The sequence below is a fragment of the Streptomyces sp. NBC_00038 genome, assembly GCF_026343635.1.
Lineage (GTDB): Bacteria > Actinomycetota > Actinomycetes > Streptomycetales > Streptomycetaceae > Streptomyces.
In genome coordinates this window covers 30,334-44,944 of sequence record NZ_JAPELQ010000003.1, presented here as the reverse complement: position 1 = coordinate 44,944, position 14,611 = coordinate 30,334, and the positions used below count along the sequence as shown (strand labels likewise).

Genomic DNA, 14,611 nt, shown 5'->3' with positions numbered 1-14,611 from the left:
TCACGCCGCCTGGGCCGGCCGGCGGGCGAGGGTGTCCTGCAGGCTCCTGCGGTGCGGCTCGCCGGTCTCGGTGCGGGGCAGGCCGCCCATGAGGACCAGCTCGGCGGGCAGATGCGCGGGCGGCACGCCCCGGCCGAGCAGATGGTCGCGCAGTTCGCGGAGCGTGGGCGGGGTCCCGTCCGGGACCACCACGGCACAGGCCAGTTCGCCGTGCTGGGCATCGGTGCACGCGACGACCGCGACCTCCGCCACCCGGGGATGGCCCAGCAGCAGCTCCTCGATCTCGGTGACCGGCACCAGGAACACCCCGCCGACCTCCTCGGTGCGCAGCCGCGGATGCCCGCCCTCGTCCAGATCCACCCCGTCACCGGTTCCGGATCCGCCGTCCTGCTCCCAGGTCAGGCCGAGACCGCCGCCCCCGCGCCGCCACACGGCGAGCGGTGAGGCGGGCCCGCGCGGCCACAGCCGGTGCGGCCCGTCCGCGCCCAAGGCACCCTCCCGCCCGGCGTGGGCGGCGGGCTGGGGCAGGGCCCGCAGCTCCACCCCCAGCGTCGCCCGGACCTGCTGGACGAGTGCGGCGGAGGTGCCCGCCGGATCGGAGGTGAAGGCGCCGCTCAGCTCGCCCACCGGCCGCGGCCGGTGGTGCTGCACGGTGACGAGCTCCGCCCACTGGGCGGGCGTCGCGTACATACGGCGCACCCCTGCCGCGGCCATCAGAGCGAGAGCGGCCTCGGGGTCCCAGAGGTCCTGGAGCACGATCGTGCCCCCGCGGGAGAGCGGTCCGATCACCGCGTGCAGCAGCGAAGGCAACGAGGCCAGCGGCAGCGCCGAGAAGTCGGCCTGCCCGGGCCCGCCGGAGGCAGGCAGGCCCGCGTACAGCGAGTTGGGCGTGTGCAGGGCCATGCTGTGCGCGGCGCGCAGACCGAGGGAGGTGACCGCCAGACAGATCCGGTCGGCGGCAGCGGGCGGCAGCGGCAGCCACCCGGTGGGCCGGTGGCGCTCGTGCGGGGTGTGCACGAAGTGGGTGACGAAATCGACGGCACCGCGGTCCACCGTGTCACCGAGCACGGCCCGGTGGCGCAGCCAGGGCAGCCGGGGCACGAGCTCGGCGAGGATCCGGGCGGGTGCGGTGCCCTCCCACCGGTCCGGTACGACGCACAGCCGGGGAGCGGCCGCACGGAGCACGGCCTCCAGATCGCGGGCACCGTATCCGGGCAGGACGGGGACGGCCACGGCGCCGGTGCGCAGACAGGCCAGCAGCAGCGCCACCGCCTCCCAGCGGTTGGGCAGCTGGAAGGCGACCGGGTCACCGGGGCGCACGCCGAGCGCGTCCAGGGCGTGCGCGAAACGGTCGGTGCAGGCGGCGAGTTGGCCGTACGAGATGCGGATCACGCGGTTCGCGGCGGGCCGGTGCGCCCGGTGGGAGACGACCGCGGTGCGGTGCGGGTGCCGTGCCGCACCGCGGTACAGGTCGTGCAGCACGGTCTCGGTCCGCCACCAGCCCCGCTCCACAAAGGCCCGCGTGACCTCGGCCGGCGGACGCAGGGCGCCGGTCCGGCCCGCGAGCGGCAGCTCGCCGTCGGCCGGGGAGGGCCGCCGCGGCGGGGGCGGCGCGCCCGGGGACCGGTACAGCGGGGCCGCCCTCACTGCCTCCTGCCGATGGCCCAGGCGATATGGATCCGGGAGCCGCAGCCCAGCTTGCGCATCACGCTGCGGACGTGGTTCACCACCGTCCACTCGGCGATGTCCAGCCGGTCGGCGATCTGCCGGTTCGTCAGTCCTTCGGCCACGAGCAGCGCCACCTGCAGCTGGCGCGGGGTGAGCGCGGTGCTGTCACCGCGCTCGTCGGAGCGGCCCGGCTCGGCCGCGGCGAGCGCTTCGGCGGCCATCGCCTCCGGGCGCAGCCGCAGGCCCTCGACCCACGCGGTGGCGAAGACCGTCCCGCCGAGCCGGCGGCGCAGTTCGTCGACGGCGGCCCGCAGCCGGTCCTTGCACTCGCCCGGGACGCCCACCCCGGTGCGGGTCCGCAGCGCCTGGGAGGCGGCGAGCAGCCGGACGGCGCGCTGGAGCTGGCCTGTCGGCTCCAGGACGGCCAGGGCGAACGTGTCGAGGGCGGCGGGCAGTTCGGTGCGCTCGCCGATCGACTCGTACAGTCCGATGCTCTCCCTGAGCGCCGACCGGGCGGCGTCCTCGTCACCCTCGTGCAGGGAGAGCTGGGCGCCGACGCGGACGGTGCGGGCCAGATCGCGGATGGCGCCGCTGTGCCGCTGGATGCGGCCGGCCCGTTCCAGCAGGACGCGCGCCTGCTCCGACTCGCCGCTCGCGAGGAGGACTTCGGCCAGTGCGGCGGCGGCCTCGGCGGATCCGGCGGTGTCGCCCTGGGCGTCGAGGGTGGCACGGGCGGCGGACAGCAGGGACCGGCCCGCGGACCGGTCGCCGCAGCGGAACAGCACGTGCCCCATACGGGCGGTGGCGAGGGCACCCGCCCCCGGATCGCGCAGCCGCTTGTACAGGGCGACGGCACGGCGGTGGCGGTGCGCCGCCCCGTCGTTCTCGCCCAGGGCCGTGGCCAGCACGCCGGCGCCGGAGTACAGGCGGGCACGCGTACGCAGCCCCTCCTCGTCCTCCGCGTGGTCGCCCGCCTGCAGGGCCTGTCCGGTGGAGTCGAACCAGCGCAGCCCTTCCCTGAGTTCACCGCGCACGAGCCAGGGCTGCAGACAGGCGGTGACCAGCGCGGCCCGGTCGAGCAGCGCCGCGGGCCGGCCGGGCCGCACCGGACCGCCCCGGCCGCGCGCCCTGCTCCCCTCGCCGTCTCCTTCGTCCGCGCCGTCCCCGTCCCCATCCCCGTCTCTGTCCCTGTCTCTGTCCCTGTTCTCGAGGTGGTGCAGGGCGGCGAGGATGTTGTCGTGCTCGGCGACCGCGACCCGGAGCCAGCGCTGCTGCTCGGAGCCCTGGAAGCGGCCCTCCAGGGCGGGCAGCAGCCTTTGGTAGAACCGGGCGTGTGCCTGCCGGGCCGCCAGGGCCCGCTGTCCGCCCGCCTCCTCGAGCAGGGCGAGACCGTAGGCGCGGACGGTGCGCGGCATCATCAGCCGGCTGTCGGTGTGCGGGTTCTCCGCCAGGGTGAGCAGGCCGCGGTCGAGCAGGGTCTCCAGGGCGACGGCGGTCTCCGCCGCGGTGAGCGGCGAGACCTTCTCGGCGGTCGCGACGGTGACACCCCCCTGGAACAGGGCGAGCCGGGCGAGCAGCGACCGTTGCCCCGCGCTCAGACCGCGGCAGCTCCACTCGGCGATCGCGAGGACGGAACGCTGGCGCGGCGGCACGTCGACGGGCCCCGGAAGATGGCTGTCGCCGCCGCGCCGCAGCCATGCGCACAGCTCCTGCGGCGGGTAGAGGCGCAGCCGGCGTGCGGCGAGCTCCAGGACGAGCGGGACGCCCTCGATCAGGTTGCAGATGTCGACGACCGCCTCGACGTTCTCGGCGGTGAGGGCGAATCCGGGGGCGGCCTCGCGGGCGCAGCGGGTGAAGAGCCGGACGGCCGGATTGTCCTGCACTTCGGCGACGTCGGGTTCGAGCAGCGGTCCCGGGGGCGGCAGCGCTGTCACGGGGACGACGTTCTCGCCGTAGATCCGCAGGATCTCCTGCCCGGTGGCCAGGACGGTGAGCAGGGGAGTGGCCGTGAGATGACCCGCGAGCGCCACCGCGAGGGCGTCCGCGACGTGCTCGACCCCGTCGAGCAGGAGCAGCGTGCGGTCCGTCATGTCCCGCACGGTCTTGTCGATGCTCTTCAGCACCGACTCCAGGTCCACGCAGGCGGGCAGGTCGAGGGTGTGGATGCCGCCCGGGAACAGCTCACCCACACCGAGGGCGGCCTCGGCCGCCAGCCGGCTCTTGCCCACCCCTCCGGCGCCGGTCAGGGTGATCAGCCGGACGGCGGGATCCTGGAGCCTGCCCTGGACGGCGATCAGATCGAGTTCCCGGCCCACCAGGTCGGCCGCCGGACGGTACGCCCACGGATCCGCTGACATGCTTCCCCCTGCACCTCCGCCCGGCGCCGTCTTGCGCCATCACTCAGGACATCCCACGGTGTGTGCGCCCGGACTCCGCGGACCGCTTTTCCCATCAGTCGCGCCGAGCCGGGGTTCGAGAATCGCTCGAAAGCCTCGAATGCCGCTCAAGACGGGGCTGAGAGGACATCCAGTGCAGCCCGAAGGGGGTGACAGCTGCTACAGATTGTCTATTCATCTATAGTCATCTCTAGTCGCGTATCTTGGTCGTGTGAAGCTTTCGGAATGGGCGCGTCAGCAGGGTGTGAGCTACCAGACCGCCTGGCGGTGGGTGAAGGACGGGAAGATGCCCGTCCCGGTCCACCAGGCGCCGTCTGGGACATGGCTGGTCGACGAGCCCGTTGTCCAGCTGTCCGGGCGGGTGGTGGCGTACTGCCGTGTGTCGTCCGATGACCAGAAGGCGGACCTTGACCGGCAGGTGGCGCGTGTGGTCACCGAGTCCGGGAAACGCGGCCTGGCCGTGGCCGGGGTCGTGACCGAGGTCGGGTCGGGGCTGGATGGGCGGCGTCGCAAGCTGCACAGGCTGCTCGCCGATCCCAAGGCTGCCGTGATCGTGGTCGAGCACCGTGACCGGTTGGCCCGGTTCGGCGTCGAGTACCTGGAGGCCGCGCTGTCAGCTTCCGGTCGGCGCCTGGTCGTCCTTGATCCCGCCGAGACTGCTGACGACCTGGTGCGGGACGTCACCGAGGTACTCACCTCGATGTGTGCCCGCCTGTACGGGCGGCGCGCGGCGAAGAACCGTGCCGCCCGTGCGGTGGCCGTGGCGACCGGTGAGGCCGACGAGTGAAGAAGTTCCAGGCGCAGCCCGGCTTCCAGCTCGTCGCACACAAGCTGGCCCTGGACCCGGGCGCCGGAGCGTCCCGCCGTCTGATGTCGCACACCGGAGCCTCCCGCGCGGCCTACAACTGGGCTGTGGGCTGGGTCACCGCCACGTGGTGGCAGCGCAGGGCCGAGCAGTCCTACGGCATCGGCGAGGACGACCTGACGCCGTGGCGGGACTTCTCCCTGTACGCGCTGCGGAAGGCGTTCAACGAGGAGAAGCACACCGACCCCAGGTTCTCCTCCTGGTGGGAGGAGAACTCCAAGGAGGCGTACAACACCGGACTCGCGGGCGCTTCGGCCGCCTTCACCAACTACGCGAAGTCGAAGTCCGGGAAACGCAAGGGCCGCAAGATGGGCATCCCCCGCTTCAAGACGCTGCGCCGTGCCCGCCGCACCTGCCGCTTCACCACCGGCGTCATCCGGATCGAGCCCGACGGCCGGCACATCACTCTGCCCCGCCTCGGCATGATCCGCCTGCACGAGCACCGCCCCGATCTGGTCGCGCTCATCGAGGCGGGCGAGCTGCGGATCCTGTCCGCGACCGTCCGCCTGGAGCACGAGCGCTGGTTCGTGTCCTTCCAGGTCGAACAGCGCCTTCCGGCCGGGCCTGCCCGCCGCCCGGACGCCGCTGTCGGCATCGACCTCGGAATCAAGACGCTCGCCGTGTACGCGGACAGCGACGGCACCATCGGCGAGGAGCCCAACCCGCGCCACCTGGACGCCGCGCTCAACCAGCTCCGCCGGACCAGCCGGACCGTATCCCGCCGACAGGGCCCCGACCGCAGGACCGGACAGAAGGCGTCAAAGCGGTGGGAGAAGGCCAACGCCGCCCGGAACCGGATCCACCACCGGGTGGCGAACCTCCGCGCGGACACGATCCACAAGATGACGACCCGCCTCGCCGCCGAGTACGGCACAGTCGTCGTCGAAGACCTCAGCGTCGCCGGGATGGGCCGCAACCGCCGCCTGTCCCGACGCGTCGCCGATGCCGCGTTCGGAGAGATCCGACGCCAGCTCACCTACAAGACCGCCCAGCGTGGCAGCCGCCTCGTGGTGGCCGACCGCTGGTACCCGTCGTCCAAGACATGCTCGCGCTGTGGAGTGGCGAAAGCCAAGCTGCCCCTCAGCGTCCGCGTCTTCGAGTGCGACCGCTGCGGCCTGGTCCTGGACCGGGACGACAACGCCGCGCTCAACCTGGCCGCACTCGCGGCCCTCAACACAGGTACCGGAGTGGCCGGAGACCTGGGTTCCGCCAAGGCGGAGCCGAAGCCTCGTGGAGCCGGCCAGAAGACCCGCGCCACCCGCCCCCGCCGCAAGACGGGGACGGGGCGGGCAGGTGGCGCAACCCTGCCGCACCAGCGGCAGACAGAAACGAGAGACCGTACTCAAACCGAAGCCCTCACGCTCTGGTGACGAGACGGACCCTCTGTACCGAAATGTGCAGATTACTGATGCCCGACTAGAGCATTGGCAACGGGAGTACGGCGGTGGCGGTGAGGCCGCCTGAAGGGGACCGGTGCAGGCCGAGGCGGCCGCCGGAGGCGTCGAGCAGGGACGTGGCGATCGACAGGCCGAGCCCGGAGCCCTGGCGTCCGGCCGCCGATGCCCCGCGCCAGAACGGGCGCCCGGCGTGGGCGAGTTCCCCGTCCGTCATGCCGGGGCCCTCGTCCGTGACGGCCACCTGGACGTGCTGCCCGGTGACGTGCACGGTGCAGGTGACGGTGGACCCGGGCGGGCCCGCCTTGACCGCGTTGTCGAGCAGGACGTCCAGGGCGTGTTCCAGAGCGCCGTGCACCTGCAGGGCCGTGGCGGCGGTCCCGGTGAGGTCGAGGCGGACGTCCCGGTCCTCGGCGAGCACGCTCCAGGCGTCCACCCGGGCGGCGGCGACGTCGAGGACCTCGACGGGTTCGGGTGCGGGCGGACTCTGCCCGGCGGCGCCCCAGGCGAGGATCTGGTTCAGCAGCGCGAAGAGGCGGTCCACCTCCCGCAGCACGGCCGGGAGTTCGGCGAGGTCGGGCCGGCTGTCCCGGAGCAGCTGCAGCCGCAGCCGGATCGAGGACAGCGGGCCGCGCAGCTGGTGGGCGGCGCTCGCCGCGAGTTCGGCCGGGCGGGCGGTCACCGCTGGGACCCGGCGCCCAGGACCGCGGGCACGGTCAGCCGGTACCCCACACCGCGTACCGTCTCGATCCACCGCGTGCTGCCGAGTTTCGTGCGCAGCGACCCGACGTGGACGTCGAGCGTGCGGGTGGAGCCGAACCAGTTCTCGTCCCACACCCGGGCCATGATGTCCTCGCGCTGCATGACGGCACCGGGCTCCTCCAGGAGCATGGCGAGCAGGTCGAACTCCTTGCGGGTGACGCGGATCTCCTCCTCGTCGAGGAACACCCTGCGGGTCCGCGCCTCGAGCCGCAGCGGGCCCGCGCGCAGCCTGCTCTCCTGGGCGGCCGCGGACCCGTCCGGGGCCGGCTCCGGCGCGGTGCGGCGCGGGCGCGGCACCCGCACGGCGGCGGACGCGGAGCCGGTGGCCGCGCCCTGCGGGGGGCGTCCGCAGCAGGCACTGCGCCGCAGCACCGCCCCGATCCGGGCGAGCAGTTCATGGTGGTTGAAGGGTTTGGGCACGAAGTCGTCGGCCCCCGCGTACAGGGCCGTCACCCGGTCCAGTTCGTGGTCGCTCCCGCTGAGCACGACGATGGGCACGCAGGAGTCCTCTCGGATCCGCCGGCACACCTCGTGGCCGGCCAGGTCGGGCAGGCTCAGGTCGAGCAGGACGAGGGACGTGCCGGGCAGGTCCGCCAGGGCCGCGGTGCCGGTGTTGCTGCGGCGGGTGCCGTAGCCGTGCAGACCGAGCATCTGCTGCAGTGCCTCGGCCATTCCGTCATCGTCCTCGACGACCAGTACGTCCATCACGCTCACGCTCCTCTCAGGGAATCCGTACACATGACCGGTTCCTGCGAGGTTGCGGAGCGGGCGCGCCGGACGTCAACGTTCCGCCGGCCGGCGGCCCAAACCGCGGGCACGGCCGGATGTTTCGTGACTGAGCCCTGCCATGGCGGCCGGCGCCGGCCCTCTTCCTGTCAGCGGCGGTGCGTCCCCGGGCCCGGACCTTGTCATACGACTGGGAAGATCACCGCCGCACGCCAGGTCAGGCGGCTCGCGGCGCGGGGGCGGCTGCCGCGCGGCGGGCGCCGCCCAGCGCGTCGGCGAGCGCCCCCAGAGGGTCGGCGTCGCCGGGCCGGCAGACGGCGACCGAGGCGCCGCAGCGGGAACCGGCCGCGGCCAGGCGGGCCCGGGTCGCGGCGATCGAGCCGAGTGCGCGGGCGACGGCGGCGGGCACCGCCGCGCCGGCGGGGGCCTGGTAGGGGGCGGCGTCGGTGACGAGCGCGAAGAAGTCCAGGGGCAGTGCCGCGGTGGCGCGGTCCAGGTGGGCGGCGCCGCTGACGGCGTCGGCGACCCTCTCCCGCGCCACCGCGGCGGACTGCCGGGCCAGCAGGCGCAGTTCGCCGCCGCCGGGGCAGTGCAGCACCCCGTCCAGGCCGCCGAGGGCGTGCCGGGCCACCTGCACGGCGCCGCGGGCGTCCGTGTACCGGCAGGGGCGGCCGGGCACCCGCAGCAGACGGCCTTCGCCCGGCCCGGCACCGGGAGCGGCCCCGAACAGGACGACACGGGCGCCCAGTTCCCGCACCAGGCGCAGGGCGAGCCGCTCGCCCAGGCCGTCGCCGCCGCCACCGACCAGGTACCGGCCGCCCTCGCGCAGCCCGCCCGGCGCGGCCGTGCCGCAGAGGCGGCGGTGCGCGCGCAGCACCCGGATCTCGCGTCCGGCGGTGGTGTGGCGGACCTCGGCCAGGCCCGGGCGGGGCAGGGCGAGTTCGGCGCACGCGACATGGAAGGGGTCCCGGGCCCAGGGGGGCAGGATCTCCACCCGCACTGAGACCGCGTGCAGCCGGCCGTCCTCGGCCTCGGCGGCCTGCGCCACCGCGCCGAGGGCGGCGGCCAGTTCGGGCCGGCCGCGTCCGGTCGTGAGGAACGCGAGGTGCAGCGGGTCGGGGCCGGTCGAGCAGCAGGCCGCGCGCAGCACGGGCAGCACCAGGTCCACGGCGCGTTCGGCGCTGACGGTGGCGGGCAGGTCGAAGACGATGCCGCGCGGACCGCGCCCCGCGTCCCGCAGCGCGCCCAGGTAGGAGGACCAGGACAGGGCGCTGCCCGTGACGTCGCGGCCGACCCGGACCGTGCGCACCGTGCCGGGCACCCAGGCGCGGCCGGTGTCCCGGCCGTCGACCACCAGCAGCATCCCCTCCGCGGGGAGGGCCGGGGGACTCAGCCGGTGGACGGCCGACGGTACCCACACGGGGGAGTGCCCCAGCGCCCCGGAACTGCGGGCGGACTCCACCCCGCCGTGCCGGGGCGGCCGGTCCACCGCTGCGGTGTTCGTGTCCATGGCTTCACCCCGTCGTCGTGGCCGGTGGATGCGGCGTACCCGAGTACCCGGCGTATGTGATGTGTGTGGTGGGTGCGGTGATCGGGATCGGATGCTGCTGTCAGCATCGGCGGTGCCACGACAGCGTGAGGGCACGGCCGTGCCAGGTGCGCCGCACCGCAAGGCCAACATTGGGCAGGTGTGCGCGGCCGGGCCGCCCGCACCCCTGCCCAACTGCGTGCCCGGCGCTGTACCTCTCCTGCCCTTGCGCTGACCGGGAGTTGGCACGCCATTTCCTACGGTGGCCGAATCCGTACGAGTGTTGAATGCCGGCCGTTCTGGAGGTGAGTCATGCGTCAGGCGTCAGCCGACCTGCTCAATCCCCTCTCGCCACTGCGCCGCGAGATGCTCGAGATGGAGGTCCGCGCCGCACCTGCGCCGCACACGGCCTGGCGTGTCCTGATCGTCGACGCCCGCGCCGAGGACTCCCAGCCGCTGGCCGAGGCGCTGCGCCGGCACGGCCACCACGTCGACCGTGCGCGCAACGGCTATGCCGCGCTGGAGACCTACGGCGAGGCCGACGTCGACATCGTGCTCCTCGACATCGACCTGCCCGACGTCGACGGCCTCCAGGTGTGCCGGCAGCTCACCGCCTCCGGCCGCACCGCGGTCATCGCGCTCACCGCCCGCGGCGGCGAACTGGACGTCGTGCTCGGCCTGCAGGCCGGCGCCGACGACTACCTGGTCAAGCCCTGCGGGCTCAGGGAGCTGCTGGCCCGCATCGAGGCCGTGATGCGCCGCGTGCAGCCCCGCACGACCCGTCAGGTCCTGGCGATCGGGGCGCTGCGCATCGACGCGGCGCTGCGCGAGGTCCGCCTGGGCGGCCGCACCATCGCGGTGACCCGCAAGGAGTTCGACCTGCTGTACCTGCTGGCCTCCCGGCCCGAGACGGTCGTCACCCGGGAGCAGCTCATGCGGGAGGTGTGGGCGGACTCCTGGTCCCGGCGCACCGTGGACACGCATGTGAGCAGCCTGCGCACCAAGCTGGGGTCCCGCGACTGGATCATCACGGTGCACGGGGTGGGCTTCCGCATCGGGCGGGCCTGACAACCCCTCATCTTTTCCGTTCTTTCCATTCTTTTTGCCTTCCTCTGCATTCGGCACAGCGATTTCACGCACCCATCGCCCGCGCCGGGCAGCGCACATCCACGACGCACTCCCTTTCCTGTCGCAAGGCGGCAAACACGCAGTTCCCAGCCAACAGCCAACGGGGGATCCGGAAATGAACCGAATGAACGAGCCAGGAATCACGTCAGCCGCCGCCCGCACCCGGTGCGACGGCGCCGACTGCCGGAAGAGGACCGCAGGACCTGCCGAGCTCGCGGCGCCGCGCCTGCGCCTGTGCCCGGGGTGCCTGCACCTGTTCACCGCACGGCTGCGGCAACTGCCCGGCCTCTACGCCGAACTGGAGGAGGTGCTCAGCGCCGCCCCCACCGCCGAGGGGCGGGAGCGGACGACGGGCGGGCCGGTGCCCTCGGGCCTCCCCTTCAACGCCGCGGCCGCCGATGTGCGGGCGGAGATCATCGCCACCCTCGGCTCGTGGAGCGGCCTCGTCCGCACCCAGCGCGGCCTGCCCGCGCCCGAGCGGACGGTGGGCGCCCTGGCCGGCCTCCTGGTACGGCACGCCGGCTGGCTCGCCGCCCACCCCGCCGCCGCGGACGCCACCCGTGAGGTGGCGCGCCTGGAGCGGGCCGCGCACCGGGTGGCACGCCGCGAGACGCTGCGCCGGGTCAGCGTCGGGGACTGCGTGGCGCCCGGCTGCACAGGACGCCTGGTCACGGTGGTGCGCGGCGGCGCCGGCTCCGGTGCCGCCATCCAGTGCGACGCCGACCCCGCGCACAACTGGCCGGGCCGGCAGTGGACCGAGCTGCGCCGCGCCCTGCGGGACGCCGGCACGGCCACGGACGCCGACTCGGGCGCCGACACGGACGCCGACGGCGGGAATGCGGGCGGCGGGGATGCTCCGCGGGAGCGCTGGCTGACGGCCGGTGACGTCGCCCGGCTCTGGTCCACGCCCACCGGCACCGTCTACCGGCTGGCCAGCGAGCAGCGCTGGCGCCGGCGGACCCGGGCCGGGCGGACGTACTACGCGGAGTCCGATGTGCACGCGTGCTTCACACGCCGCGCCGCCCCCGGAACCTGAACGTCCGCCGCATAGTCCTGAAGTTTTCCTGACACGGATCTGCACGAATGCGCATTGTTATTCGGACAGGAACCGAAGAAGCTATGAGCAAGGATCCGGTGAACTGTCGGCGCAACGCCGCGAATTCAGAGAATTCCCGTCACCGCCCTTCCCGACCACCGACCCGCGTTGCCACAGGAGCCGCGGAGTTCGTGTTCGGAAATGGACCAGGAAATTTTCCCCTCGGCGGCTGTCACCGCCCCTTCCAGCCAGGGAGAGAGCCCATATGCACAGCACTTTGATCGTGGCGCGGATGGACCCGGGGTCCAGCGGTGACGTCGCCCGGATCTTCCAGGAGTTCGACGGCACCCGGATGCCGCACCTCATGGGGACCCGGCGACGGCAGCTCTTCGCCTACCGGGGCCTGTACTTCCACCTCCAGGACTTCGACTCCGCCCAGGGCGGCGAGGCGATCGAGGAGGCCAAGACCCACCCGCGGTTCGTGAGGATCAGCGACGACCTCAAGCCGTACATCGAGGCCTACGACCCGGCGACCTGGCGCTCGCCGGCCGACGCGATGGCCCAGCGCTTCTACGACTGGACCCCCACCTCGTGACGCACTTTCCCCGGAAGGGAGCGACGTCCTGATGGGACGCCAAGTAGTGATCACCGGCATCGGCGTGGTGGCACCCGCCGGTGTCGGCACCAAGGACTTCTGGAACCTGCTCAGCCACGGCAGGACCGCCACCCGCACCATCACCTCCTTCGACGCGACACCGTTCCGCTCACGGGTCGCCGCCGAAGTCGACTTCGACCCCGAACTGCACGGGCTGAGCCCGCAGGAGGTCCGGCGCATGGACCGGGCCGCCCAGTTCGCGGTCGTCACCACCGCCGAGGCACTCGCCGACAGCGGCCTGGCCCTCACCGACCTGGACCCCCACCGCACCGGAGTGACGGTGGGCAGCGGCGTCGGCGCGACCATGGCCCTGGACCGCGAGTACCGCATCGTCAGCGACGGCGGCCGCCTCGACCTGGTCGACCACCGCTACGCGGTGCCGCACCTGTACGACTACTTCGTCCCCAGCTCCTTCGCGAGCGAAGTGGCGTGGAAGGTCGGCGCCGAGGGCCCGGCCGCCGTCGTCTCCACCGGCTGCACCTCGGGCCTGGACTCGGTGGGATACGCCACCGAACTGATCCGCGAGGGCAGCGCCGATGTGATGTTCGCCGGCGCGGCCGCCGCCCCCATCTCACCCATCACGGTGGCCTGCTTCGACGCCATCAAGGCCACCACCCCCCGCAACGACGACCCCGCCCACGCCTCCAGGCCCTTCGACCGGACCCGCAACGGCTTCGTCCTCGGCGAGGGCGCCGCCATGTTCGTCCTCGAAGAGCGCGAACGGGCCGAGCGGCGCGGCGCGTACATCTACGCCGAGATCGCGGGCTTCGCGACGCGCTGCAACGCCTTCCACATGACCGGGCTGCGGCCCGACGGCCTGGAGATGGCCGAGGCGATCCGCCTCGCCATGGACGAGGCGCGCATCAACCCCGAACAGGTCGACTACATCAACGCCCACGGCTCGGGCACCAAGCAGAACGACCGGCACGAGACCGCCGCGTTCAAGCACAGCCTGGGCGCACACGCCTACCGCACCCCGGTCAGCTCCATCAAGTCGATGGTCGGGCACTCGCTCGGCGCGATCGGCTCCCTGGAGATCGCCGCCTCGGTCCTGGCCATCGAGAACAACATGGTGCCGCCCACGGCCAACCTGCACGAGCCCGACCCCGAGTGCGACCTGGACTACGTGCCCGTGCACGCCCGCGAACAGCGGACGGACACGGTGCTCAGCGTGGGCAGCGGATTCGGCGGGTTCCAGAGCGCGATGGTGTTGCGGAGGGCGGCATGAACACCCCCGTCGTCATCACCGGACTCGGCGTCACCGCCCCCAACGGGCTGGGCACCGACGATTTCTGGGCCGCCACCCGCAAGGGCCTCAGCGGCATCGGCAAGATCAAACGGTTCGACGCCTCCGGCTACCCGGCCCGCCTGGCCGGGGAGGTCCCCGGCTTCCGCGCCGAGGACCATCTGCCGGGCCGGCTGCTGCCGCAGACCGACCACATGACCCGGCTCGCGCTCGTCGCCGCCGACTGGGCACTCGCCGACGCGGGCGTGCGGCCCGACGAGTGGAACCCCTTCGACATGGGCGTCGTCACCGCGAGCTCCTCGGGCGGCTTCGAGTTCGGCCAGCGCGAACTGCAGGCGCTGTGGAGCAAGGGCGGCCAGTACGTCAGCGCCTACCAGTCCTTCGCCTGGTTCTACGCCGTCAACACCGGCCAGATCTCCATCCGGCACGGCATGCGCGGCCCCAGCGGCGTCGTCGTCTCCGACCAGGCCGGCGGCCTGGACGCCCTCGCGCAGGGCCGCCGCCAGATCCGCAAGGGCAGCAAGCTGATCGTCTCCGGCGGCGTCGACGGCTCGATCTGCCCCTGGGGCCATGTCGCCCAGATCGCCGGCGGCCGCCTCAGCACCGGCGACGACCCCACCCGCTGCTACCTGCCCTTCGACCGCGAGGCGGCCGGCCACGTCCCCGGCGAGGGCGGCGCCCTCCTCGTCCTGGAGGACGCGGCGGCCGCACAAGAACGCGGAGCACACGTCTACGGCGAGATCGCCGGATACGCGGCCACCTTCGACCCGCCGGCCCACACCGGCCGCCCGCCCGGCCTCACCCGGGCGATACGCCTCGCGCTCGCCGAGGCCCGCACCGAACCGGGCGACGTCGACGTGGTGTTCGCGGACGCCGCCGCGATCCCCGGACTCGACCGCACCGAGGCGGACGCCCTCACCGAGGTCTTCGGCCCCCAAGGAGTCGCGGTGACCGCCCCCAAGACGATGACCGGGCGCCTGCTGTCCGGCGCCGCCTCACTGGACGTGGCCACGGCCCTGCTGTCCATCAGGGACGGCGTGATCCCGCCCACCGCCCACGTCACCGCGGACCCCGCCTACCGCCTGGACCTGGTCACGGGCGCCGAGCGCCCCGCCCGGGTGGACACCGCACTGGTCCTCGCCCGCGGATACGGCGGCTTCAACTCCGCCATGGTCGTGCGCCGGAGCGCCTCGTGAACGCCGGCCGC

12 protein-coding genes are annotated in these 14,611 nt (G+C 73.5%); 7 read left to right on the top strand and 5 right to left on the bottom strand.

Translation table 11 applies throughout. From position 1 onward, the window contains the following. Complete coding sequence (locus OG219_RS47840; RefSeq protein WP_266838098.1) at positions 1-1,647, bottom strand: AMP-binding protein; 1,647 nt, start codon at positions 1,645-1,647, stop codon at positions 1-3. Beyond that, entirely contained in the window at positions 1,644-4,025 is a 2,382-nt protein-coding gene (locus OG219_RS47835; RefSeq protein ID WP_266838096.1) for a LuxR C-terminal-related transcriptional regulator, read from the bottom strand. Before OG219_RS47835 ends, OG219_RS47840 begins: the two co-directional genes overlap by 4 nt. A gap of 250 nt (positions 4,026-4,275) precedes the next feature. Here OG219_RS47835 and OG219_RS47830 point away from each other — a divergent pair, with 250 nt between their 5' ends. Both OG219_RS47830 and tnpB read left to right on the top strand, forming a co-directional pair. Continuing rightward, positions 4,276-4,851: an IS607 family transposase gene (locus OG219_RS47830; protein ID WP_266838094.1), complete on the top strand. Its 576-nt coding sequence runs from the start codon at positions 4,276-4,278 to the stop codon at positions 4,849-4,851. Continuing rightward, positions 4,848-6,299, top strand: coding sequence for an IS607 family element RNA-guided endonuclease TnpB (tnpB, locus tag OG219_RS47825; RefSeq protein WP_266838092.1), 1,452 nt, complete (start codon positions 4,848-4,850; stop codon positions 6,297-6,299). Before OG219_RS47830 ends, tnpB begins: the two co-directional genes overlap by 4 nt. Before the next feature lie 46 nt (positions 6,300-6,345). On the opposite strand, the gene OG219_RS47820 is transcribed toward tnpB, so the two are convergent. From OG219_RS47820 to OG219_RS47810, 3 genes are all read right to left on the bottom strand, one after another. Further along, the gene (locus tag OG219_RS47820) at positions 6,346-7,005 is read right to left on the bottom strand and encodes a sensor histidine kinase KdpD (protein ID WP_266838090.1); all 660 of its coding nucleotides are present in this window, start codon (positions 7,003-7,005) and stop codon (positions 6,346-6,348) included. After that, entirely contained in the window at positions 7,002-7,790 is a 789-nt protein-coding gene (locus OG219_RS47815; RefSeq protein ID WP_266838192.1) for a response regulator transcription factor, read from the bottom strand. The genes OG219_RS47820 and OG219_RS47815 overlap by 4 nt, the downstream gene beginning before the upstream one ends. Positions 7,791-8,028: 238 nt before the next feature. Next, positions 8,029-9,321: a KR domain-containing protein gene (locus OG219_RS47810; RefSeq protein WP_266838088.1), complete on the bottom strand. Its 1,293-nt coding sequence runs from the start codon at positions 9,319-9,321 to the stop codon at positions 8,029-8,031. Positions 9,322-9,651: 330 nt separating this feature from the next. On the opposite strand from OG219_RS47810, the gene OG219_RS47805 reads away from it, so the two are divergent. The 5 genes from OG219_RS47805 (at position 9,652) to OG219_RS47785 (ending at position 14,600) form a co-directional block, all read left to right on the top strand. Then, positions 9,652-10,407: a response regulator transcription factor gene (locus OG219_RS47805; protein WP_266838086.1), complete on the top strand. Its 756-nt coding sequence runs from the start codon at positions 9,652-9,654 to the stop codon at positions 10,405-10,407. 175 nt (positions 10,408-10,582) lie between these two features. Next, positions 10,583-11,503, top strand: coding sequence for a hypothetical protein (locus OG219_RS47800; RefSeq protein WP_266838084.1), 921 nt, complete (start codon positions 10,583-10,585; stop codon positions 11,501-11,503). Positions 11,504-11,768: 265 nt separating this feature from the next. Further along, positions 11,769-12,098 (top strand): TcmI family type II polyketide cyclase, encoded by a 330-nt coding sequence (locus OG219_RS47795; RefSeq protein WP_266838082.1) that lies wholly within the window; start codon positions 11,769-11,771, stop codon positions 12,096-12,098. A 28-nt stretch (positions 12,099-12,126) separates the two neighbouring features. Further along, positions 12,127-13,386 (top strand): beta-ketoacyl-[acyl-carrier-protein] synthase family protein, encoded by a 1,260-nt coding sequence (locus OG219_RS47790; protein WP_323183380.1) that lies wholly within the window; start codon positions 12,127-12,129, stop codon positions 13,384-13,386. After that, complete coding sequence (locus OG219_RS47785) at positions 13,383-14,600, top strand: ketosynthase chain-length factor (RefSeq protein WP_266838078.1); 1,218 nt, start codon at positions 13,383-13,385, stop codon at positions 14,598-14,600. Before OG219_RS47790 ends, OG219_RS47785 begins: the two co-directional genes overlap by 4 nt. The last annotated feature ends 11 nt before the right edge of the window (positions 14,601-14,611 follow it).

Bases quoted from the DNA above. Each gene is read 5' to 3' on its own strand.
- OG219_RS47835 (WP_266838096.1), bottom strand. From the start codon at position 4,025: ATGTCAGCGGATCCGTGGGCGTACCGTCCGGCGGCCGACCTGGTGGGC.
- OG219_RS47815 (WP_266838192.1), bottom strand. From the start codon at position 7,790: ATGGACGTACTGGTCGTCGAGGACGATGACGGAATGGCCGAGGCACTG.
- OG219_RS47810 (WP_266838088.1), bottom strand. From the start codon at position 9,321: ATGGACACGAACACCGCAGCGGTGGACCGGCCGCCCCGGCACGGCGGG.
- OG219_RS47805 (WP_266838086.1), top strand. From the start codon at position 9,652: ATGCGTCAGGCGTCAGCCGACCTGCTCAATCCCCTCTCGCCACTGCGC.
- OG219_RS47800 (WP_266838084.1), top strand. From the start codon at position 10,583: ATGAACCGAATGAACGAGCCAGGAATCACGTCAGCCGCCGCCCGCACC.
- OG219_RS47795 (WP_266838082.1), top strand. From the start codon at position 11,769: ATGCACAGCACTTTGATCGTGGCGCGGATGGACCCGGGGTCCAGCGGT.
- OG219_RS47785 (WP_266838078.1), top strand. From the start codon at position 13,383: ATGAACACCCCCGTCGTCATCACCGGACTCGGCGTCACCGCCCCCAAC.